Here is a 20749-nt window from a genome sequence, read left to right as displayed (position 1 = left end):
GGGTGATACATTATGTTAACTTACACAATCCGGCGATTGCTGCAGTTGATTCCCGTCTTGATAGGGATGACAATTATCGTTTTTAGCATCATTCACGCCATTCCAGGTGATCCCGCAGAAACCATTCTTGGAGAAAAGGCAAGCAATGAGGCTGTAGCCGCATTAAGACTTGAGCTGGGGCTGGATAAACCTGCTTATATCCAATACTTTGACTATGTTAAGAAACTGGCCACCGGAGACTTGGGAATGTCGATTCGTACAAAAGAGGCGATTTCCAAAGAAATATTCCCTTACTTGGCGGCTACAGCGGAATTAACATTCGCCAGTATATTCATTGCCGTTGTCGTGGGGGTCAATGCCGGGATTTTCAGCGCCTGGAGGCAGAATTCTTGGTTTGATTACACAAGTATGCTGGTTGCACTGGCTGGCGTGTCGATGCCGGTATTTTGGCTGGGACTGATGGAGCAATGGGTCTTTGCCTTAAAATTACAATGGTTACCTTCCATTGGACGAATGGATGCGCGGGAGCCGCTTAATGCGATCACCAATCTATATTTACTGGATGCAATGCTTGCTGGGCGTTGGGATCAATTATGGACAGTTATCAAACATTTAATATTACCTGGGATTGCACTTGGAACCATTCCGATGGCTATCATCGCCCGAATGACTCGCGCCAGTATGTTGGAGGTGCTTCGTTCCGACTACATCCGGACAGCTAAGGCCAAAGGGTTGTCGCAGTTTTTTGTGGTCTATAAACATGCCCTGCGAAATGCGCTAATTCCCGTTACCACCGTAATTGGTTTGCAAATCGGACTGCTTCTCGGAGGAGCGGTGTTAACGGAGACCATTTTTGCTTGGCCGGGTATAGGAAGATATATTTTCGACGCTATTAGTTCGCGTGACTATCCGGTCATACAATCAGGGATTCTGGTTATTGCCTTTATCTTTGTTTTGATTAATTTGTTAGTGGATCTGCTTTATGCGAAGATCGATTCTAGAATAAGTTATAAATAAGGGGGGAACGGCATGTCGCAAGTGGTAACGAGCCTAGAGACGAATAACAACGTGGCCGACGGCTCATCGAACCCCTGGTTTGACGCTTGGAGGAGCTTTTCCAAAAACAAGATAGCTATGACTGGATTCGTTATTTTACTATTTTTCGTAATTATTGCCTTCATCGCTCCATGGATTACGCATTATGATTTCAAAGAGCCTGTTTTGGTCGACAGATTACAGCCCCCAAGCGGGACTCACTGGTTTGGTACAGACGATCTGGGCAGGGACATTTTCACAAGAATCGTTTATGGTGCCCGTATCTCCTTATGGGTCGGCATCGTGTCCGTACTGGGTTCTATGGTGGCGGGAACGTTACTTGGTATATTAGCCGGATTTTATGGTAAATGGGCAGATGTGCTCATCTCCCGACTATTCGATATTTTGCTCGCTTTTCCCGGCATTCTTCTTGCGATTGCGATCGTTGCGGTCCTCGGTCCGTCGCTTCAAAATGCCTTGCTGGCCATTGCTATTGTAAATATCCCGCTATTTGGCAGGTTGGTTCGTTCAAAGGTGCTTAGCCTCAAGAATGAGGAATACATCATGGCAGCCAAGGCGCTCGGGATGAAGGACGGACGCATCTTATTTCATCATATCTTACCAAACAGTCTTACTCCCATAATCGTTCAGGGAACGCTTAGCATCGCTACCGCCATTATCGAGTGTGCGGCACTGGGATTTCTCGGTTTAGGTGCACAGCCGCCCACGCCGGAATGGGGGAAAATGCTGTCTGATTCGAGACAGTTTATTCAAAATGCGCCTTGGACTGTAATTTTCCCGGGGTTATCCATTATGTTTACGGTGCTAGGATTTAATCTGATAGGCGACGGTCTGAGGGATGCCTTGGACCCGAGGATGAAACAATAAGGTGATGTGCCAATTGAACGCGTACAGCGAGAACCGTTCGGAGCTTCCGGACGGTTTTTCTGTTGTAATAGATTTTAAAATCGTGAAGTTCAGATGGTGATGCATATCTCGGCCGAAGGATATGCCGAATCAAATGCTTCCAAATGGCAGCACAAATGTTTTTGACATTGTTTGGGAACGTAGGTATGCTATTTAACATCGCGATGTTGTCCTTGCAATTGGTGTCGTATTAATCAAATCACAACCTATGTGATGAACGCGTTAGGTTATCATACCAAAGGAGATTGATGTGAGAATGGATAAACGCTATATCGTTTGTTTGGGCGAGTTATTGATTGATTTCGTGCCTGAGGTGAACGGCCAGGCTTTGGCAGACGTTACGGGCTTCCAACGGGCGGCGGGCGGAGCGCCGGCCAATGTCGCTGCGGCGGTCGCCAAGTTGGGAGGCGACGCAAGGTTCATTGGCAAAATCGGCCGCGACCCGTTCGGCGATTTCTTGGTTCGCACGCTGGAGGAAGTCGGCGTGGATACGGCTGTAGTCCAGACCGACGAGGCAAAGACAGGTCTGGCGTTTGTTTCGCTGCGCGCGGATGGTGAGCGCGACTTCCTGTTTTTTCGCGACCCGGCGGCGGACATGCTGCTGCGCGCAGACGAAGTCAAGTCGCAGTGGCTGGAAGACGCAGCGGTCTATCACTTCGGCTCGGTATCGTTGATCGCCGAGCCGTGCCGCACCGCGACGCTGGACGCAGCGCGCCGAGCGAAAGAACTTGGGGCATTGGTGTCGTACGACCCCAATGTTCGCTTGGCTCTGTGGCCGAGCGCTGACGCAGCTCGGGCAGAAATCCTTGCGCAGCTACCGCTTGCGGATGTGGTCAAAGTCAGCGAGGAGGAAATCGAATTCCTCCTCGGCGTGGACGCGACCACAGGGGCGCAGCAGCTGCTGCAGTGCGGACCTAAAGTGATTATCATCACTTTAGGCCCGCAGGGATGCCGTGTCGTGACCGCACGGCAGGATGTCGTCATCCCCGGCACGCCTGTGGCAGCCGTGGATACAACTGGCGCCGGCGACAGCTTCGTCGGCGGCATGCTCTTTCAGTTGGCGTTGCTGGGCGTGACGCCAGAGGGCATCGTTGATGCGCTCGCCGAAGCGGGAGTCGCTGAGCGCGTATTCGCCTTCGCTAACCGTGTAGGCGCCATCACGACAACCCGCAGGGGAGCAATTCCCGCGCTCCCTACCCTCACCGAAGTGCAATAGGGGTGACGGAGTCACTTATTGGTTACAATCCCTGTCATGCCAATTTGCTCATAATTGTTCCTAGACTATTTTCTGTGGTATCTACAATTCGAGATGGATGGGATCGATAGTAACGATAGTATGCAAAATACCTTGTAAATAATTGTTGAAAAATGGAAGTTTATGTGATACTTTTAGATTGTAGCTTTTGAACTTATATCAAGATTGTTTTGATTTGCGAAGAACGCAGATTTCGGATTTAATTCCGGGGTTTGCGTTCTTTTTTTGTTTTGGTTAAGAAAAGGGGGTGAGATATTGAATCGCAGGAGAAGCCTGCTTATTAGTTTGGTTGCTGCGGTTATGGCGGCGCTGCTGGTGTATGGGGTATATGTGCTGCAAGTGAATCAGGTTGAGCTGCAGCAGACGGTTCAGGTTGTTGTTCCGAAAGATTTTATCCGTTCTGGTGTCTTGATTCGTGAGGATATGGTGGAGTTCAGAGCTGTTCAAAAGGGAAGCTACACAAGCAATATGCTGACTAACCTGAAGGAGGTCATTGGGCAGGAGACGTTGATTCCGCTAGGTACACATGAACCTATTTTGAAATGGAAGGTGAATCGATATCATCTGCTCCCTAATGAGCAGCAGGCTACTTTTCAAATTCCCAAAGAGTATTTGCTATCCGTTTCGAATGGTATTCGTGCCGGTGATCGAGTGCGCATTTATATGTCTGGGGCGGATGGCAGCTCGCGGAGGCTTTTTGATGAGAAGGAAATTACGGTTGCTTCTGTGAAGTCATCGGCCAATGTCGAGGTGGACAATCCAAAGAACTCTAATCTGCTGTCCAAAGTGGACGGGGATAAGGAAAAGATGTATGCTTCCCGGTTGGAATCGAATGGGGCTATCGACCAGATCAACCTTAATTTAGCGGAGAGTGAGTGGCTCCAAATCGATCAACTATGCAGTATGAAGAAAGCAAAGTTGGTCATTGCGTTCAGTTCCTCTTCTATTTTGGCAGGAGAATGAATGGGAGCATAGGGTCGGCAGGAGAATGAAAGGAGGTCTGAGGTATGCATATCGGTTTGCTTTCAACGGATCAACGATTAACTGATGAAATTATTAATGTGGTTTATATGAAACCGTTAAACTGGGTTATTTCCTCGGCTGCGGTTGATCTCGCTAATAAATTAAATGACCTACCTTTTTCACATGTGATTATATCGGATAGGGAGCTAGATTTTGGAGATTTGGTAGAGTTCCTTGAGGGGTTACAGCAACAGTACTCAGATATAAAAATAATTGTTCTGCTTTCGAATTATCATGATGCTCCCATCAATGAAAAATATGTGAAAATGTGCAAGTTGATGAGGCTTGACTATATCCAGCCAGGGCGCAGCACAGCTGTTATTGCTGATGATATTCGGGCTTGGGTGGATGGTTCTGGGGGAGATCAGGGGAATCAACAGCCTAAAGGAAAGTTGATCACATTCATCGGGTCTACACCAAACATAGGTACGACGTTGGCTTCATTTGGAGTGGCCTACTCGCTAGCGTTGGAGTCGTCTAAGAAAGTTGGGTATCTATGTCTCAATTTAAAAAGCTCCAAGCTTCATCGTTATTTAGGCCGGGACGAGCATGTTTTTACGCTGGATGGTCTGAGAGCGGAGTTGAAGGCTCAAAGCCTCACACCGGAAAGGCTGCTGCAAGTGTGCGATAAACCGAAAGAGGCACATGGGTTACATGTTTTGTATGGTAATATGCTTCGCGAGCAGGCGGAGTTTTTTTCACCATCCGAGATTGTTCATTTGTTGCGAGTAGCTCGAAGTGCTTTTGATGTCTGCGTCATAGAGGTTAACGCCTATTGGGACAATGCGGCGACGGTTTGTGGGCTGCTGGAAGCAGATAGCAAAATTGTTGTAACGACAGCCGATATCTCCCATTTTCAAGAGGATTTTTCGAGGTGGATCAGGCAGGTTGGCTCTGTTTTTGGCCTTCAGCCGGATAGCTTTGAATTAATGGCTGTTCAAACAGATCGACATGCCAAACCTAACGAGTTCACGATAAAAGATATTCGCAAGGAAACACAGCTGCATTTCATTGGTCAAGTTTCCAGACATGCTGATGCGCTTTCTCGTTGTAATCAAGGAAAGCTGCTGGACATGTTTGCGCCAAGCCATGCTATGCATGAGGAGGTTAAGGCGGTTTCACGTAAATTCATTGATTACTACAAGCTGCCAAGGAAGGTGAGCTTACGACAAGTCACGTGGCTGCAGAAGATCATTACAGGAAGACGAACGGCCACTTAAATCAAGCTAAATCAAGCAGGGAAGAGGTGAAGGGAGTGAATGAGGAAAGGTTTTCGATTATAACCTACATGCATGAGCGCAAGACAGAGGCTTCCGAGGTAGGTACGGGTACAAGTAAGTCGGAAAAGGGAGTTGGACTTGGTAATGGGCAGGAGAGAATTGGGAATGGGGGGATAGAAGCAGGGCAAAATGGGCGGCCATTGGGAGTGGCAGGAGAATTTGAAAGTACTTCAGGAGTGAAAGATGGAACAGGGGCCGGAGTAGATGCCACTTTTAACCAGTGGGTTCAGGACATACGTGGTGAGCTTGTTACAATGAAAGGAAGGACGGAGGCAGAAAAGCAGCTTTATAACGAGACTTTGAATCGTGCAATTCTTGGTTATGAGGAGGATCGAGGCAAGCTGCTTGCGATTATCCATGATCTTGTATCGAAAAGAAGGCTTTCTGATGTGCCTCCACGGACTAGTGGATATACGACTTTGCCTGAAGCGATTTTTGCTGAGATTATTGGGTTGAATGTGCTTGAACTCGTATTGAAGCAGAGGGAGGGACTTGAGGAGATTCAGGTTGTGGGGAGACAGATTTTTGAAGTGCGTGGAGGGATGGCATTGCCGTCTCCGTATATGCTGCCTTCCGTACGTGAATTAGAGCGGATTCAACAAAATCTGGTTCTTTTTAACAATGATACTTTGAATCCTAGGAAGCGATGGGCGGAGGTCGTTCTGCGGGACGGGTCGCGTGTTACGATGACAGGGTTCGGATTCACAGCTGAACCAACATTAACGATTCGTTTTTACACCGTAAAGAGGTTTGATTTGGCTTCGCTTGCCGCTGCGGAACTTGCCACGATGGATAGCCGGATGGAAAACCTGATTCTTTGTTTGATTCGCTCTTATTTTAACATGGTCGTTATTGGCCCAACGAACTCGGGGAAGACCAATTTAATCAAAGCAATCATTGCCGAAATGGATGATAACGAAAGAATTATTACGATCGAATCGAGATTCGAGTTAAATCTGAAGCGAGATTTTCCGCACAAAAATATCGTTGAATACGAAATTGACGAGGAGGACCCGAGGCATTCCGGTTTGCAAGCTTTTAAACTGGCATTAAGGCAATCACCAAAGCGCATTTGTCACGCCGAAATTAGGGATGATGATGCAAACCTTTATGTTAGGGCCTGTACGCGAGGTCACGAGGGCAGTATTACTTCAGTCCATGTTAGTGAACTTGAGGATGTACCTGATGCGATTACGGATATGTGCATGCTGGATGGCCGGGGGATGAATCCTCTGCGTTTAACGAAACGGATTACAGAGTTTGTTACTCAAATCGGTATAGAGATGAAGATCGTTCATCTGAAAAGAAAAATTGTGCGAATCGTCGAATATCGGTATGAAAATGAGGAGGTTTGCGTCACAGATCTCGCAGTTTATGACAAGTCGACAGATGATTGGACATTTCCCGGGAAATTGTCGCATCATGCATCGCGGAAAATAGTTAAGGTTGACCAAGAGGGGCATGCATTGTTGATGAAGCTCGGTATTATTGAGAAAGAAGGCGAGTAATGGGATGATTTTCGCCAAATATGTCTTTCTAATCTTGCTTTTTGTACTCGTATATATACTCATTCAATCCCTTTTAAAGCTACTCATCCGACAACGCAAAGCCAGATTTAGGCTGCATTATGTCAAAAACTCCACGTTCGGCACTAGATTCAGCGAATATTTGGGGAATAGGAGCCTTTTATTTAAGCCTGTAAAGGAAATGATGGAATCCGTCGAATCCAAAATGAGCATGCGGTCTATGCTGACGCTAAGTTTCGTGTTGTTTTTAGTTGGACTTTTAGCGGGTACTTTGTTTTTCCAGACGTTAAAAGGGGTCTTTATCCTTACATCCATCTGTGTTTCGCTGCCGTATATGCGGCTTCGATTGAAGCTGGTTAGTGTCAGGTTGCAAACTCGATTGGAATTTCTTCCGGCCGTTGAAGTTTTCTATCAGTACTATATGGTGGATCCAAACAAGAATATGAAAATTGCTCTTAAGTATTGTTTAGAAGAAAACCGAATTTTATATCCGATCAAGCCTGTATTCGAACAATTATATCGTAATTTAATGACACAACGGGATACGGAGGAGAGTTTGCGCATCTTCTCACTCACTTTAGGCCATACCTGGGCCGATTATTTTGTCGGCGTTATGCGTGTTTCTTTGACGGAAGGGAGTTTTGTTGGAGAAAGCCTAAAGGAGTTAATCGTCGATATGCGGAAAGCGCAGCGATTCGATCAGTTGGAAAGAAATCGGCTTTTGGAGATTCGTATTGCCAATTTTACGCCAATTTTGTTTCTTGCCTTATTCTTATTTATTAATTTCAAGGTAAACACAGAGAATGCTTATTTGTACTATATTATTGACCCTGGTGGGCGAAACATGATCTTAGATGCGCTTCTGCTTATTTTTATCTCGTTTTTAATGGGAATGTACTTATCTATGCGAAGAATGTGAGGGATTGGCTCTGTGATTATTGATAGCACACAACTTGTGATTATTCAGATGGCTTCTAATTTACTACTCTTCCTTCTCTTCATGACAGTTATTTATCACGGCTTCATGCATGTGCCTGTCCGGACGAAGAGGTGGAGGTCTCTTCATGTCAAAAGAGCGCTGCAAGAAACGAGGCTTCCCTTATGGTTGTTCACATGTTTAGGATTGAGTACGAAAATAGTGGAGGAAAAGCGGCAGCTATTGCTGGGGTGCGGTATTTGGATGAATGCCAACCTTTACGAAGGTGTGAGAAGAATGTTGATGGGTGGGGCACTTTTGATTGGTGCGGCAGGATACTTAGCTCTGGATTATCCTATGTTTACTTTTCATATACAGCCCATTTATGTCATGGTCGGGGCGGCGTGTATGCTGATTTTTTTATTTTTTGATAAAAAAGTGCTGGCTCAATTGAAGGAAAAACGAGCACATCGGATTGTTCGAGAAATTTACGTTATTAGTCATCACCTTCTCTATTACAATGATTCTCATATGAATTTGCATGCCAAGCTTTCTTTATGTGTAACGCAGACGCGCTCGATCCGGACACACTTTCAATTGCTGCTTAATGAATGGTATCAAGGCTCGGAAGAAGCTATTTTGAATTTTAAAGCGAGATTAGGCACGGATGAAGCGCATAGCTTTGGGGAAACGTTGAATGCTTTGAGGCTTAATGAACACGGCAGTTATTACGAACTGATGAAGCAACGAATTCAGGACTACAAAGAAAAAATGGAACTGGTCCGAGACAGTAAAAAAGAAACCGTTTCTTATTTGCTTTTTGTGTTAGCGGGACTGCCGATTTTGAACACCTTTCGGGTATTCATGTACCCGTGGATTGCCGAAGGTCAGCGATTATTTGATGCGATTAACTAAGGAGAGTGCGAGCTTATGAGGAACATATTGATTACAGTCATGATGCTAATTGTGGTGGCTTTACTTTTTACATCGATTATAAATGATGGGTCTACAGGGATGAGACGAAATATTTCAACGCATGGAACGCAAGCAAATACAGACATTACGGCATTGAGGCCTTAATGATAGAAGGCTTGCTTTGAGATCGATCCTCGTTACGGTGATGCTGATTATGGTGGTGATTGTCATATATAACAATGTAGTTGGGGGCAGCACAGGTACCCGACAGCAGGTTAGTAACAGCGGTGCAAGGATTAATGGGACGATTGAGCGGATTAACCCATGAAGCAGATTTTGGTGTTTATTTTGTTTGCGACGATGCTTTGCTGGTTCATGTTCGCACCAGTGTATAAGCATGTCATTATTGTTAGACAGGCTGTTTTGCAAAAAGAGGTCGATTACTTGCTAGAAATCGGTGCCAACGGCAGGCACGGTTATATTAATAGCGTAATGATTCAGGATTCTAGGGATCGAATGGAGGAAAGAGGCTTCGTATCCGGGGATCTTGTTTATACGGTAGAAACGACCACAGGGGGCGGGGGAATGGATGCAAGTCTGCCTGTTTGGAGAGGGACAGGCTTAAGTTTGAAAATGACGTATCCGTATCATCGACTTTTTGTGATTGATCAGCTTGTCGGAATTACAGTTCCCGCTGCTTCTGATCGCATGGGCGCTGCGGGCATGAAAATGAGTGAATATGTACCTTGAGGGCCCGAGGTGATGACTTGTATAAACTGCTTTTGTTCGTTTTGATGAGTGTGGTTTATCTATCGCTATTTGCTTTGCAAACGGATGAGGAGTTGGCGATGCATACGCTTTTTCACGGAAAGCACGCTTTGAATAATGCGGTACATGCGGCTGCTCAGCAAAGTGATCAAGTGAAGCTGGCAGGCGGCATTCACGCTATTGATGAGACGAAGGCAAGAAACGCAGCGCTGCAGTATTTGCAAACTAATTTAAGATTGAATGGGATGAATGATCCGCTGCCAAATACGTTTTTACGCTCTCGGGTTGTGGTGGAATTATTTAAGATTGTTAATGATAATGAGGTATTTCCTTATACGTATTTGGATGCGGGATATGGTTACTCGGTTACACTTGATCGGCCTGGAGTGATTATGTTCATCCGTTTGGAATTTCCGCGAACGTATACCGTTTTGCAGCCGATTACGTGGACGATTAAGTCTTCTGCGGAGATGGTATTTTGAATGTATAATAAGAAGGTGAGGTGTAAATTCAGGGCTGCATAAGGAGAGGTACGTATGAATGTTTTCCAGCAAAGACAGCAGTGGCTGCAGGGTGAGATGATCCAGCGGGGATGGTCCGGCTTCTTGGTCGCCAACAATGTGGATATATATTATTACTGCGGATCGATGCAGACGGGGTATCTGTTTATTCCGGCGGAAGGCGAGGCGCTTTATCTCGTACGCCGAAGTTTGGTCCGAGCGGAGGAGGAAGCGTCAGCGGCTGTGGAAGCGCTGGGGTCTTTGAAGACGCTCGGTGAGCGTCTTCTGGCGCGATGCGCGGATGGATCCGCGGCTGCGCCGCTGCGGATCGCGACCGAGCTGGACGTGTTACCCGTCCAGCTGTTCTTTCGTTTGCAGGCCGCGCTGCCCGGCGCGGTCTGGGAGGACGGCTCGCTGCTCGTGCGCGAGCAGCGGATGATCAAATCGCCGAACGAAGTCGCGGCGATTCGGAAGGCTGCGCGTGTCGTCGACGCAGCCTTGGAAGCGGTCATCCCCCACATTCGTGAGGGGATGGCGGAGTTTGAGCTGATGGCGCTCATCGAGCATCAGCTCCGCCTGCGCGGGCACCAAGGGCTGATGCGCATGCGCGCGTACAATTCCGAGTTGATAACCGGAATGGTAGCGGCAGGAGCTGCGGCAGCGGTGCCCACCTATTTTGACGGGCCGGCCGGTGGCACGGGGCTCCACCCGTCCAGCCCGCAAAGCTCTGGCCGCGCGCTGATCGGACGCGGCGAACCGATCCTCGTCGATATCGGCTGCTCGATCGACGGTTATCTCATCGATCAGACGCGCACGCTAGTGATCGATGATTTAGACCCTGAGCTGCAGCGGGCCTATGACGTGGCGGAGCAGGTGCTCCGCGCTACGGAATCCAGGCTGCAGCCTGGTGTTATCGCCGAGCATCTGTATCTGCTCGCGCTGGATCAAGTGCACGAAGCGGGGCTAAGCGCCCACTTCATGGGGTACGGCGCCGACCAAGTGAAATTCCTTGGTCACGGCATTGGGCTCGAAATAGACGAACTGCCTGTTCTCGCCAAAGGGTTCAAATACCCGCTGGCGCCTGGCATGGTCATCGCGATTGAACCCAAGTTCACCTTCCCCGGTCGCGGAGTGGTTGGCATTGAGGATACGTATCTGATCACCGAAAGTGGATACGAAAAACTGACAATTTCCCGTGATAAAGTGATACATATTTAAAGCTAGCAGATGTAAAGCAAATATGCGAAAAGACTACCCGGGAGCGGCACGCTCAATGGTAGTCTTTTTTTGAATTTAACTATATATGTTGAACTAAAATATGTTGAACTAAACATCTTATTGTTCATCAAACATTCTGTCGATAAAACCCGAAAAGCTTCCGAACGGAACTATAATCCCCTATTCGGGGAAAACCATATAAGAGATTTTACCAAATAACGCCTTCTCATTCCTTCAAATGGTTTCCTGTCAATGGAAGTAATTATTATATCTTCTCAATCACCTTATCGATTAATCCATATGTTTTCGCATCTTCAGCGGATAGGAAGTAATCACGGTCCGTGTCTTGTTCAATCTTCTCGATCGGTTGCTTACTTGTTTCCGCAAGAATACGGTTAAGTGTTCGCCGTGTTTTGAGAATGTGCTGGGCACGAATGTGAATATCACTGGCTTGACCTTGGGCACCTCCCCATGGTTGGTGAATCATGACCTCGGCATTAGGGAGTGCAAATCTTTTGCCAGGTGCACCAGCAGTCAGAAGAATGGCACCCATTGATGCGGCCATACCTACACAGATGGTGGAAACGTCGGGCTTAATGAAATGCATCGTATCGTAAATCGCCAGTCCTGCAGAAGTGGAACCACCGGGCGAATTAATGTAGAGCGAAATATCTTTCTCAGGATCTTCAGCGGAAAGGAACAACAACTGAGCAATAATTGCATTTGCTACTTGATCGTTTACTTCAGTGCCAAGAAATACAATGCGATCTTTAAGCAATCTGGAATAAATATCGTAAGAGCGCTCACCGCGTGCAGTTTGTTCGACAACCATAGGTATGAAACTCATAGGAATCATCCTTTCTATTTGAGGTGTGCATTATGCAGCTTTGTTTTGAACGGTATGACTTTGCACAGATAGCTTCTGGCCAAACCCGGAGGATACCATGATAAGACGAATCGGTTCCTTGCCATGAGAAGTTTGAAATTCATGAACGATGACGGTAGCTTCTGATTCAGAAGGCGAGGAAACTTGACGACGATAAGAGTCGATCGAAATCACGTTGCTGCCCGTTGTTTCAAGAGTACGTTCAACTGCTTGCTCCCAAGCAATAACAGGTATTGCCTCACTCTCACTCGGCTTACTTGTTTGTTGTTCTTGGCTCATGGCGTTTGCCTCCTCATTCTTTCGGATTAGGATATACGGCTAACAAGACTTGATACGCTTCATTGCCGTCCTTGCTGCCAGAGTATCGATCCACTAATTGCTGTACCATGGCAGCGTACTCCTCAACGAACTTTTGCCTTTGCAGTTCATCAGACAAATGGACCTGTAGTTGAAGCGTAGCACTAGGAATTACTTCACCGACATCGGATTGCTCCATAAGCAGCATCGCATCTTTGCGAATCCGCTCGGATGTGGTCACGAGATGAGCAAGTGAGCTCTGGTCTTTCAACCTCTGTAAGGTTTCAGGCTTCATACTGAGCGATTCGGCTAAAACAAAGGTTTTGGCTATGGCTCTGTACAGAACTTCCACCAGATTACGCACCTGGCGTGTGCCTACTCGTTGAACCAAGCCTGCTTTTTCCAATGCTTTGAGATGGTAGTTAATGCGTTGGGCCGTCTCACCAAGTGTTCGAGCAACTTCAGCGGCAGACCCTGGCACTATCAATTGAGCGATGATTTCCCCACGAAGAGGGTTCAGCAAGACCGTTGCTTGCTCAGGAGATTCGATGTAATAACTGTCTTGAATATCTTTTAGCATGGAGAATTTGCCTCCAATACAAAGAATATGTTACGTAAAAATATTTTATTATGTGGATTGAGAAATGTCAATGGGCTATGAAAGAAGCTGTTGCTACATCCCTTGTTTGAGGATGTGAAGGTATTTATTCTTGATGATTCGCTCTTTTCACGTGCCCGTAGTAAAACTGTTGAACTTCTTGCTAACGTACATGACCATACAAAGGGCAAGTTTGTTCGAGGATTTCGTATGCTAACCTTAGGATGGTCCGATGGGAATACGTTTGTTCCTCTTTGTTTTTCGCTTCTCAGCTCAAATAAGCAAGAGAATCGTTATGTTGAAATGAACGCCGACATTTGCAGCAGGAACTTGCCGCTGGAGTTCAAGCCTCTTATTTGTTGTTTGACATTCATTGGATGATAAGGGATTGAGCTTGGCTTCGATGAGACTACTGCTTAAAAGTAGCAAGAATTTACGCCAATTGAACTGGCTCGAATTCAGAAAGCGATTGACACTATCTTTTCCTGGCCGGGCAGCTTCATCTTCTTTTTTCAGCGTTTGATATAGATTCTTGTTGCTGAAAACTAGCAAAAAAATGAATTTGAACAGTTCAAAGCATGTAAAACCGCACTCCTTGAAAAAATTAGATTGTTCAACAATTTACTGATCCGATGTTGGGCAAAAAAGGAATCTACTTTTGAAGTTAATTGCTTTTCAGAAGCCGAGGGATTTGATACGATAGACAAGAGAAACATCCTTCCTTGGTGGTTTTGTGTGGTAGCTTAATTTTACCAAAGGATTGGGTGTTTTTCTGTTCTTTTCCGTGACAATTCCTCGTCAGATCAAGGGTTTATAGGATTTTTCAAGGTGCGAAAGTTGAGTTATTAACAGATCCCAAATGAAAGGACAATCAAAAGAATTAAATGGGATTGTTGCTATTCTGCTAAATAAGGGGATAGATCCTAATATTGTGTTCGAAGTTGGCGATAAAAGATCATTAATAATAGATGCTGCTAGTAGTAATAATTTTGAGATTGTAAAACTTCTGGTTCAGTACAGAGCGAATGTAAATAGTTATGATATTAACGTTAAAACGGCCCTTTATTCAAATCTTAATCTCTATTCGGAGGGTAACGTGGAAATTGCAAAGTTCCTTTTGGATAATGGAGCAGACCCCTATATTCAATCAACCTACGGAATAGCGCAAAATTAAGTCCCAGAAACCGGAGAGGGATTGAGTGGATGTCGAATAACAAGAAAATAGACCGATAAGCATCCGCAGAAATTGCGGATTTTTTGATTGCCGATTGAGGCCTTTGATTTGAATGTCCAGATATGAGATTTCGCCTATAGCAAGCTTGAGAAAGTCTATAAAGAGGCTGAAGCGGCCGTATCACATTTATCCAAAAAACTGGTACAAAAAGGCTAAATTAAAACGCACTCTTCCCTTTGTTGGAGAGATGCGTTTTTTGCGTTCAAAAGATAGCCGCGGCAGCTGCTCCCTGTTTTAATTTGTGCGGAAGCATGTTACAAAAACAAGGTTTTGAAGTGTTCGGAGCGTTAACAAATCTTGGTGGACATAGTCATTATTATTTAAAAAAGGACATTTCCGATTCCGACAATGCCAGCCCATTTTCTTGAAAACTTTTATGTCAGCAGTTATGTGCTTGTTTTTTTAATAAATAAAGAGATAGCAAATAGCAGAGGGATGTAGAGAAACATCATATATTCACCTGCCATCGAGTATAAATCGAAACTGATTTGAACTTGTTCGTCATTCCTAATAAGGAAAAACACAATTAAGATGAGACCTATAAATATTTTTAAACTAGTTCGCTGCTTCATTTTTGTCGTTTGTTTCATACTATGGCAGGCTGCCCATAATCCTAATGAGATAATGGCTAAGATCTTAACTATCCAAACGGTAATCAACAAGGTTTCCATTCGCTGCATAATTGGATAGTCAAGTGTCGAATACAAGCTCAAGGTTGGCCAAGCAATTAGCTGGAGCTGACCTTGACTGAAATACATGATACCTATACAAGATAACGTTAAATACAATAGGCCGCTAACCAAAACCGCCCAAAAAGCCCATGGGGTTGCTTTTTTTGGACTTCTGATGAAGGGGTAGACGACCAATAGAGTTGCGCATCTAGCAAATTCATGCGTCATTTGTCTGGAGGACTGGGCGATTTGTGTTATGGAGTGATCAAAAATGGGAAGAAAGTTATCCGGATGAAGGCGAGAGAAGGCGGCAACGAAGATTTGAGGCAGTATGAAAATAAAAATGCTTATTGTCCCCCCCATACATAAGCCTGCGATGGACTGAAACCCTCCGGAAATAGCGTAATACACAATAAACAAAATGAATAATCCAATAGGCCAAATAGCCGTATGTGGCAATACCCATATATGGATGATTTGAAGATAATATCTGAAGGCTACAAACGAACCAAATACGAAGAACATAACCATGATAACATTGATGATGGTCCCCATTATTTTACCGAAATATCGGTTGTTAATGGCGACTAGGTTTGCTTGTCCCTGATTCTGTCGATTAATAATAAAATACATCATCCAAATCAGCAATGCGATAAAGAGTGTGGCCAGAATAACCGACAACCAGGCATCATGCCCAGCGCCAAAAGTGATATGATGTTGGAAGCTCATTGTCCCGGGACTTACCAAACTTACGTACATCAGAAACAATAAATGGATAGGTGAAACAGAAAATTTATCGCTAACTACTCCATTCACGTAATTTTGTCCCCATTCTGTTATTTTTGTATACCTGCCTTAACAATTTGCACTTTCGTGATGACATTTGTCTTCATGGAAGGGTAGACTTCGTAAAATTCGGAGGCATTCCAGCCTCGGGTTTTACTCCGGAGGAAGCTGCCAAACCCAACCGGATCAATATTGGCACTGAGGCAGGATTGGATGAAATGTTCCAATTCTTTGGATATGTATGTTTCGAGCATGGTTTGTAATTGATTGTTCTCTGTAATAGGAAGTGTACCTTTTATTTGTAGCTTCACATTTATGTTTATGTCTAAACCATATAATTGCTGTGAAACGGCCTTGGTTGGAATGGGTGTGAAGTTAGTCTTAGACTCTATAATTTGCACAAAAGCATACTTCTCGTTATCGTTCTTTGCGTCTTCCAAAGGAAACATGAAGTTACCGTTTTTACTGTTTTCAACAAGCATTTTGAGCCATAGAGCATCTTCGTTACTCTTTTGTGAAATCAGCTTTCCGTCCTTATCATCCTTAAATAGAACGATGCCATCTATCTGTGGTTTTTTATCCGCATCCCAGGAGAAAAGAGGTAAATAGGTATCTCTTCCTTCGTCAAAGAAGTTGTAAAGTGTGGTTTGCAGGTCGGTATACGGCAAATTCGCCGTATCCGAGTTTTGGTTGATCATTTTCATTAAAAATAAAGGATCATGCGCTGGAATCGTTGCTGCTAACAACTCAGAAGCTTTATTTTTAGACACGGCTAAATTAAGGTTACCTGAAATGGATACATCTTGTGCGAGAAATTTCAGTATCGGACCAATATTGTGCGTCGCATAATCCGCTCCGAAGAGCATCATTCTCATTTGGCCGTATTTGATTGGATTATTAGACTTGAGATTCAGAAGCGGGATCATGTTATAGCTGTTATTGGATATGGTCTTTAGCAATTTAACATTCGTTTTTTCCTTCTCCTTATATTCTCCAATAAGTGCACTGGATAATACTGTCTGGTTATCCAAATCAAAGCCGGCGGTTTGCACGAGTTCAATTTGATTGATGACTTGACTATTGTTGCAGGAAGTTAGAAGCATGCTCATAGCGAAGAAAAACAAATAACAGCTCCACTTTTTTCTGAATCCCAACGACAGTCACTCCTCATCAAAATCACGTTTAATCGTTGCCTTTTTAGGTTTATAACGAAGACTTGTAACAGGCTTGAGATAGCTTGGTCTTGAATTGATCTGAGTATAAGAGGAACGGACGATGCTGTCATTAAGATCTTTTGTGTGTAAGGGAAAAAAAGGGGACATATATGGATATCCCAATGAACGGAGTTGGGACAAATGCACAAGTAAGAAGCAAATACCAAGCGCAATCCCTAGACTACCCCAGATGGCTGCGAGAAGGATGATTGGGTATCTCAAAAACCGAATGGCATTAGACATTTTATAGATTGGAGTAACAAATGAAGCTAGAGCTGACAGAGATATAATTATAATTAACACATTACTCGTTAATGAGGCTTCAACTGCAGCTTGACCTAATATAATCCCTCCAACAATACCGAGTGTTTGACCAATACGACTAGGAAGGCGGGCCCCTGCTTCCCTTAGTAGTTCTACAGTAATTTCTAAGAATAGGGCTTCAATGATTGGCGGGAAGGGCACACTTTGTCTGGAATAAATCAGTCGTCCAAGCAGTTCTTTGGGAATAATATCATAATGAAATGTGATGACAGCGACATACATGGCAGTGGCCAGAAGAGAGAAGGCAACACCGAAAATTCTAATTAAGCGAAAAAAAGATCCAAGCAGCCAAGGTGTATAGTAGTCTTCTGGGGACAGAAAAAAGTCAAATAAATTCGTAGGTCCGGTGATAAAGTAAGGGGAGCCATCACAAATCACGGCTACTTGACCCAATACAAGAGAATATACGACCCGATCCCTACGCTCCGTTGTTATAAAAAGTGGGAAAGGAGTGAATGAATTATCCGCAATTAATTGATCCAGCTGAGTGGTATCAAAAATAACATCAAAATTCAGAGCGCTAATACGTTTTTCTATTTTGGCTACATTTTCTTGATTTGCAGCGTCTTTAAGGTACAGCAGAGATACCTTGGTCTTGGAAATGCTTCCAGCTGAAATTTCTTTAATAATTAAATCAGGGGTATTTAACTGCAGACGGATAAGTTTCAAGTTAATATCTATATCCTCGACAAAGCCCACCTTTGGCCCAACGACGCTAAATTCCTCATCCGCATCATTGCTTGTACGAAGACCTTCATTGCTTGTGATTGGAACAAGAGCATACCTCTCCGGCACTTCATCACTATGTACAAGGACAAGTCCCTTTAACACACTTAATTGAGCAGTTTCAATCTGATCGGTAATATGAGTTCCTTCAATTGGAATATGAGAGACAATTTCTTCGATTGTTATTAAGGAGTGTGAAGGTTCTACCTGTTGAAGTGATCGAATTGATAGGTTCAACATCTCTTTATTGATTAAAGTTTTATAGTAGGAAAGCTTAAAGGTTGTTTGTGCAGTAAGCATAAAGGAGAGTTCTATCGTAACGAAGTCACTTGACTGTTGACAAGCCTCAAGGAAATCCTTCATTGAAGTTGGTTTTAATTGCTTATTTGGCATGGTTGTTCGTTCCCATCATCCGATTTGCCTATATTTTGGATGAAAGCTCACGTTATTATTCATTTCAAGAACTTTGCTTTTTGGTGAAAGGGGCTAGGCTAATTGCTATTAGTTAACAGACGGTTTAAACAACCAAGTGCAAGAGGGATGCGCTTCTTATTGTTCTGGTCAACTAAGCCGTCGCTCATTCTTCTTTTCTATGGAGTTCAATAGTATAACAACGTCGCCTTATTAAGGGAGTTGTCGGATTATGCTGATAAATAAATAAAAAAATTTATGATCAAATTTAGTTTTTGTTATTTATTAAATATCGCTTCGAAGCATAGAATATGTTTTGCAGCTCAAAAATTCCTTTGGTTACTGAGGCATATTCAAATGTCGAAAACATAGATAATAGTTCGAACAACGGCTGAGGAAATATGCGGAGTAACAAGTGGTTTGAAAGTATGTCAATGATTTTGATATTTAATAACAATTTTGGTAATAATAAATTATTATCAAAAGAAGTGCAAAGTGCAATATCTGCAACTAGACAACGATACCTAGCAACAAATAAATACTAACTCTTACAGACAACAGGAGTAACATTTATGAAAACATTATTTACACAAAAACTTGGTTTTGGAACAGCACCTTTAGGTAATATGTTTCGTAATATACCAGAACAAGAGGCAATGTCGACAATAGAGGCGGCGTGGGAACAAGGAGTTCGGTATTTCGATACAGCTCCATTCTATGGCGCTGGTCTTGCCGAAAGTCGACTCGGGCAAATGTTATCTAAACAAAATCATGACGAATATATGCTAAGTACAAAAGTTGGTCGAGTAATTTCAGATGAAATAGAAGACCCGTCCACTCGTGATCTTGGTGAGAAAGGTGGGGTATTTGAATTCGGCAATAAAAACAAAATTATCGTTGATTATTCTGCAGACGGAACTTTGCGTTCGATTGAACAAAGCCTAAAAAGATTAAATACCGATCGATTAGATATAGTATTCGTTCACGATATTGCGCAGGATTTTTATGGTGACGAATGGCTGACTCATTTTGAAAGTGCACGAAAAGGTGCATTTAAAGTTTTAACAAAATTGCGTGATGAAGGTGTCATTAAATACTGGGGGCTAGGTGTAAATCGAGTCGAACCCATTGAAATTACGCTTGAATTAGGGGAAGCAAAACCAAATCTAAGTTTATTAGCAGGAAGATACACGTTATTAGATCATGAAAAGGCCTTACAACGATTGATGCCAAGCGCTTTAAGGGAGGAAATGGGTATTGTCGTTGGTGGGCCTTACAGTTCTGGTATCCTAGCTGGAGGGGCAAACTTCGAGTACCAGAAGGCATCTCCGGAAATCATCGCAAAAGTGGAAAAAATAAAAAGTATTGCATCACGTTTCGGTGTAAGTGTGAAGGCAGCTGCAATTCACTTTTCGCTAGCTAACCCTGTTGTCGCAGCTGTTATTCCGGGAGCCAGTAGGCCGGAAAGAATCGCGGAGGATGTAGCTGCATTAAAGGAAGTAATACCATCAGAGTTTTGGATAGAAATGAAGGAGCAGAAACTAGTTGCTGAGAATGCCCCACTTCCAATTAAATGAGTTCTCATTAATGTATTGCATGAACATTAAGATAAAGTTAGGAGGAGCAGATAATCATGGCTGATACAAAAGTTACTTTGGAAATCTCGGCAAGTCCAACTGATATATAGAATTTGATGGGTGGCTTTTAAATTCTAATTTCCGCCCGCGGGAAAATAAAATGAAGTCATTCACATATAACCGCTTTAAATCTTGCTTGGCTTGTGAAATAAGCTGTGCAGCTTTCTGAGTACCCGTAGAACCGCCCGCTCGTTTCATATGCCTTCTCCAACTCGTAATTACCTCTGAAACGGACATAGACTGAAGATCTAGTGGTGAAGGTAAATCTTTAAGAGTAGTTGCGCAAAGCCGGACTATACTTGGCTGAAAGAATGTCAGGAAAACACATCGAGCCGCCAACCGACGACGGATCGTTGCTGCTTTTGTGCTACTTTGCTTCAGATAAATATCCTAATTAATTTGTCAGAAGTACTTCAAAACTATTTTGTAAATCAGTCAATTTAGCCCTAAAACTACTTCAAGACTTTATTTGTCATTTTATTTTTACGAAAAAACTAGCAAACCCTTGAGGAGGCCACTGAAAAAGTCCAGCAAAGGTACAGATTTCCTCAATTTTTTGAGGAGGCTGTACCTTTTTTTCTGTATAATTAAGGTATTATACT

At 43.9% G+C, this 20749-nt stretch carries 21 protein-coding genes and 1 pseudogene; 16 read left to right on the top strand and 6 right to left on the bottom strand.

Annotated features, from left to right (window positions below; translation table 11 throughout):
* Positions 1 to 12 precede the first annotated feature (12 nt).
* From BLT91_RS25445 to BLT91_RS25395, 13 genes are all read left to right on the top strand, one after another.
* Complete coding sequence (locus tag BLT91_RS25445; RefSeq protein WP_090826432.1) at positions 13 to 1017, top strand: ABC transporter permease; 1005 nt, start codon at positions 13 to 15, stop codon at positions 1015 to 1017.
* Positions 1018 to 1029: 12 nt separating this feature from the next.
* Positions 1030 to 1923 carry an ABC transporter permease gene (locus BLT91_RS25440; protein WP_090826429.1) on the top strand — a complete coding sequence of 298 codons (894 nt, stop codon included), beginning with the start codon at positions 1030 to 1032 and terminating at the stop codon, positions 1921 to 1923.
* Positions 1924 to 2218: 295 nt separating this feature from the next.
* Positions 2219 to 3178 carry a PfkB family carbohydrate kinase gene (locus BLT91_RS25435; RefSeq protein ID WP_090826427.1) on the top strand — a complete coding sequence of 320 codons (960 nt, stop codon included), beginning with the start codon at positions 2219 to 2221 and terminating at the stop codon, positions 3176 to 3178.
* Positions 3179 to 3472: 294 nt separating this feature from the next.
* Positions 3473 to 4180 (top strand): CpaB family protein, encoded by a 708-nt coding sequence (locus BLT91_RS25430; RefSeq protein ID WP_090826425.1) that lies wholly within the window; start codon positions 3473 to 3475, stop codon positions 4178 to 4180.
* 44 nt (positions 4181 to 4224) lie between these two features.
* Complete coding sequence (locus BLT91_RS25425; protein ID WP_090826419.1) at positions 4225 to 5460, top strand: CpaE/TadZ family protein; 1236 nt, start codon at positions 4225 to 4227, stop codon at positions 5458 to 5460.
* Positions 5418 to 7028 carry an ATPase, T2SS/T4P/T4SS family gene (locus tag BLT91_RS25420; RefSeq protein WP_254777140.1) on the top strand — a complete coding sequence of 537 codons (1611 nt, stop codon included), beginning with the start codon at positions 5418 to 5420 and terminating at the stop codon, positions 7026 to 7028. Before BLT91_RS25425 ends, BLT91_RS25420 begins: the two co-directional genes overlap by 43 nt.
* Complete coding sequence (locus BLT91_RS25415; protein ID WP_217635281.1) at positions 7009 to 7965, top strand: hypothetical protein; 957 nt, start codon at positions 7009 to 7011, stop codon at positions 7963 to 7965. Before BLT91_RS25420 ends, BLT91_RS25415 begins: the two co-directional genes overlap by 20 nt.
* Before the next feature lie 81 nt (positions 7966 to 8046).
* On the top strand, positions 8047 to 8877 hold the full coding sequence (locus tag BLT91_RS25410; RefSeq protein ID WP_217635280.1) for a hypothetical protein: 831 nt from the start codon (positions 8047 to 8049) through the stop codon (positions 8875 to 8877).
* 15 nt (positions 8878 to 8892) lie between these two features.
* Positions 8893 to 9042 (top strand): hypothetical protein, encoded by a 150-nt coding sequence (locus tag BLT91_RS32010; RefSeq protein ID WP_164484210.1) that lies wholly within the window; start codon positions 8893 to 8895, stop codon positions 9040 to 9042.
* 16 nt (positions 9043 to 9058) lie between these two features.
* Positions 9059 to 9205 carry a hypothetical protein gene (locus BLT91_RS32005; RefSeq protein WP_175532525.1) on the top strand — a complete coding sequence of 49 codons (147 nt, stop codon included), beginning with the start codon at positions 9059 to 9061 and terminating at the stop codon, positions 9203 to 9205.
* Positions 9202 to 9627 (top strand): hypothetical protein, encoded by a 426-nt coding sequence (locus tag BLT91_RS25405; RefSeq protein WP_090826410.1) that lies wholly within the window; start codon positions 9202 to 9204, stop codon positions 9625 to 9627. Before BLT91_RS32005 ends, BLT91_RS25405 begins: the two co-directional genes overlap by 4 nt.
* 44 nt (positions 9628 to 9671) lie before the next feature.
* Complete coding sequence (locus tag BLT91_RS25400) at positions 9672 to 10127, top strand: hypothetical protein (RefSeq protein WP_254777139.1); 456 nt, start codon at positions 9672 to 9674, stop codon at positions 10125 to 10127.
* 54 nt (positions 10128 to 10181) lie between these two features.
* Complete coding sequence (locus tag BLT91_RS25395; protein WP_090826406.1) at positions 10182 to 11363, top strand: M24 family metallopeptidase; 1182 nt, start codon at positions 10182 to 10184, stop codon at positions 11361 to 11363.
* Positions 11364 to 11628: 265 nt separating this feature from the next.
* Here the strand turns inward: BLT91_RS25395 and clpP are convergent, their stop codons facing one another.
* Genes clpP through BLT91_RS25380 form a run of 3 tightly spaced genes read right to left on the bottom strand, consistent with a single transcriptional unit; the run spans position 11629 to position 13126 of the window.
* Positions 11629 to 12210, bottom strand: a complete 582-nt coding sequence (gene clpP / locus BLT91_RS25390; RefSeq protein ID WP_090826403.1) for an ATP-dependent Clp endopeptidase proteolytic subunit ClpP — start codon at positions 12208 to 12210, stop codon at positions 11629 to 11631.
* Positions 12211 to 12240: 30 nt separating this feature from the next.
* Positions 12241 to 12528 (bottom strand): hypothetical protein, encoded by a 288-nt coding sequence (locus tag BLT91_RS25385; RefSeq protein WP_090826400.1) that lies wholly within the window; start codon positions 12526 to 12528, stop codon positions 12241 to 12243.
* Between the two features lie 13 nt (positions 12529 to 12541).
* Positions 12542 to 13126: an ArsR/SmtB family transcription factor gene (locus tag BLT91_RS25380; RefSeq protein ID WP_090826397.1), complete on the bottom strand. Its 585-nt coding sequence runs from the start codon at positions 13124 to 13126 to the stop codon at positions 12542 to 12544.
* Between the two features lie 81 nt (positions 13127 to 13207).
* On the opposite strand from BLT91_RS25380, the pseudogene BLT91_RS25375 reads away from it, so the two are divergent.
* Both BLT91_RS25375 and BLT91_RS25370 read left to right on the top strand, forming a co-directional pair.
* A pseudogene (locus tag BLT91_RS25375) lies at positions 13208 to 13438 on the top strand (transposase); the annotation flags it as partial.
* Between the two features lie 565 nt (positions 13439 to 14003).
* On the top strand, positions 14004 to 14318 hold the full coding sequence (locus BLT91_RS25370) for an ankyrin repeat domain-containing protein (RefSeq protein ID WP_090826394.1): 315 nt from the start codon (positions 14004 to 14006) through the stop codon (positions 14316 to 14318).
* 446 nt (positions 14319 to 14764) lie between these two features.
* Here the strand turns inward: BLT91_RS25370 and BLT91_RS25365 are convergent, their stop codons facing one another.
* The 3 genes from BLT91_RS25365 to BLT91_RS25355 are packed head-to-tail and all read right to left on the bottom strand — an operon-like array spanning position 14765 to position 18492.
* A complete protein-coding gene (locus BLT91_RS25365) occupies positions 14765 to 15865 on the bottom strand; it encodes a GerAB/ArcD/ProY family transporter (protein ID WP_090826391.1) in 1101 nt (366 codons plus the stop codon).
* Between the two features lie 20 nt (positions 15866 to 15885).
* Positions 15886 to 16989 carry a Ger(x)C family spore germination protein gene (locus tag BLT91_RS25360; RefSeq protein WP_090826388.1) on the bottom strand — a complete coding sequence of 368 codons (1104 nt, stop codon included), beginning with the start codon at positions 16987 to 16989 and terminating at the stop codon, positions 15886 to 15888.
* Between the two features lie 6 nt (positions 16990 to 16995).
* Complete coding sequence (locus BLT91_RS25355) at positions 16996 to 18492, bottom strand: spore germination protein (RefSeq protein ID WP_090826385.1); 1497 nt, start codon at positions 18490 to 18492, stop codon at positions 16996 to 16998.
* A gap of 590 nt (positions 18493 to 19082) precedes the next feature.
* Between BLT91_RS25355 and BLT91_RS25350 the strand changes: the two genes are divergently transcribed.
* A complete protein-coding gene (locus tag BLT91_RS25350; RefSeq protein ID WP_090826382.1) occupies positions 19083 to 20087 on the top strand; it encodes an aldo/keto reductase in 1005 nt (334 codons plus the stop codon).
* The last annotated feature ends 662 nt before the right edge of the window (positions 20088 to 20749 follow it).

The organism is Paenibacillus sp. yr247 (assembly GCF_900103825.1).
Taxonomy (GTDB): Bacteria; Bacillota; Bacilli; order Paenibacillales; family NBRC-103111; genus Paenibacillus_E.
This window is presented reverse-complemented; position numbering and strand designations above follow the sequence as displayed.

What these genes read in the sequence shown, in the direction of transcription:
- BLT91_RS25445 (WP_090826432.1), top strand. Translation starts at nt 13, where the DNA reads ATGTTAACTTACACAATCCGGCGATTGCTGCAGTTGATTCCCGTCTTG.
- BLT91_RS25405 (WP_090826410.1), top strand. Translation starts at nt 9,202, where the DNA reads ATGAAGCAGATTTTGGTGTTTATTTTGTTTGCGACGATGCTTTGCTGG.
- BLT91_RS25350 (WP_090826382.1), top strand. Translation starts at nt 19,083, where the DNA reads ATGAAAACATTATTTACACAAAAACTTGGTTTTGGAACAGCACCTTTA.
- BLT91_RS25355 (WP_090826385.1), bottom strand. Translation starts at nt 18,492, where the DNA reads ATGCCAAATAAGCAATTAAAACCAACTTCAATGAAGGATTTCCTTGAG.
- BLT91_RS25380 (WP_090826397.1), bottom strand. Translation starts at nt 13,126, where the DNA reads ATGCTAAAAGATATTCAAGACAGTTATTACATCGAATCTCCTGAGCAA.
- BLT91_RS32010 (WP_164484210.1), top strand. Translation starts at nt 8,893, where the DNA reads ATGAGGAACATATTGATTACAGTCATGATGCTAATTGTGGTGGCTTTA.
- BLT91_RS25400 (WP_254777139.1), top strand. Translation starts at nt 9,672, where the DNA reads ATGAGTGTGGTTTATCTATCGCTATTTGCTTTGCAAACGGATGAGGAG.
- BLT91_RS25385 (WP_090826400.1), bottom strand. Translation starts at nt 12,528, where the DNA reads ATGAGCCAAGAACAACAAACAAGTAAGCCGAGTGAGAGTGAGGCAATA.
- BLT91_RS25395 (WP_090826406.1), top strand. Translation starts at nt 10,182, where the DNA reads ATGAATGTTTTCCAGCAAAGACAGCAGTGGCTGCAGGGTGAGATGATC.
- BLT91_RS25370 (WP_090826394.1), top strand. Translation starts at nt 14,004, where the DNA reads ATGAAAGGACAATCAAAAGAATTAAATGGGATTGTTGCTATTCTGCTA.
- BLT91_RS25410 (WP_217635280.1), top strand. Translation starts at nt 8,047, where the DNA reads ATGACAGTTATTTATCACGGCTTCATGCATGTGCCTGTCCGGACGAAG.
- BLT91_RS25440 (WP_090826429.1), top strand. Translation starts at nt 1,030, where the DNA reads ATGTCGCAAGTGGTAACGAGCCTAGAGACGAATAACAACGTGGCCGAC.
- BLT91_RS25425 (WP_090826419.1), top strand. Translation starts at nt 4,225, where the DNA reads ATGCATATCGGTTTGCTTTCAACGGATCAACGATTAACTGATGAAATT.
- clpP (WP_090826403.1), bottom strand. Translation starts at nt 12,210, where the DNA reads ATGAGTTTCATACCTATGGTTGTCGAACAAACTGCACGCGGTGAGCGC.
- BLT91_RS25435 (WP_090826427.1), top strand. Translation starts at nt 2,219, where the DNA reads ATGGATAAACGCTATATCGTTTGTTTGGGCGAGTTATTGATTGATTTC.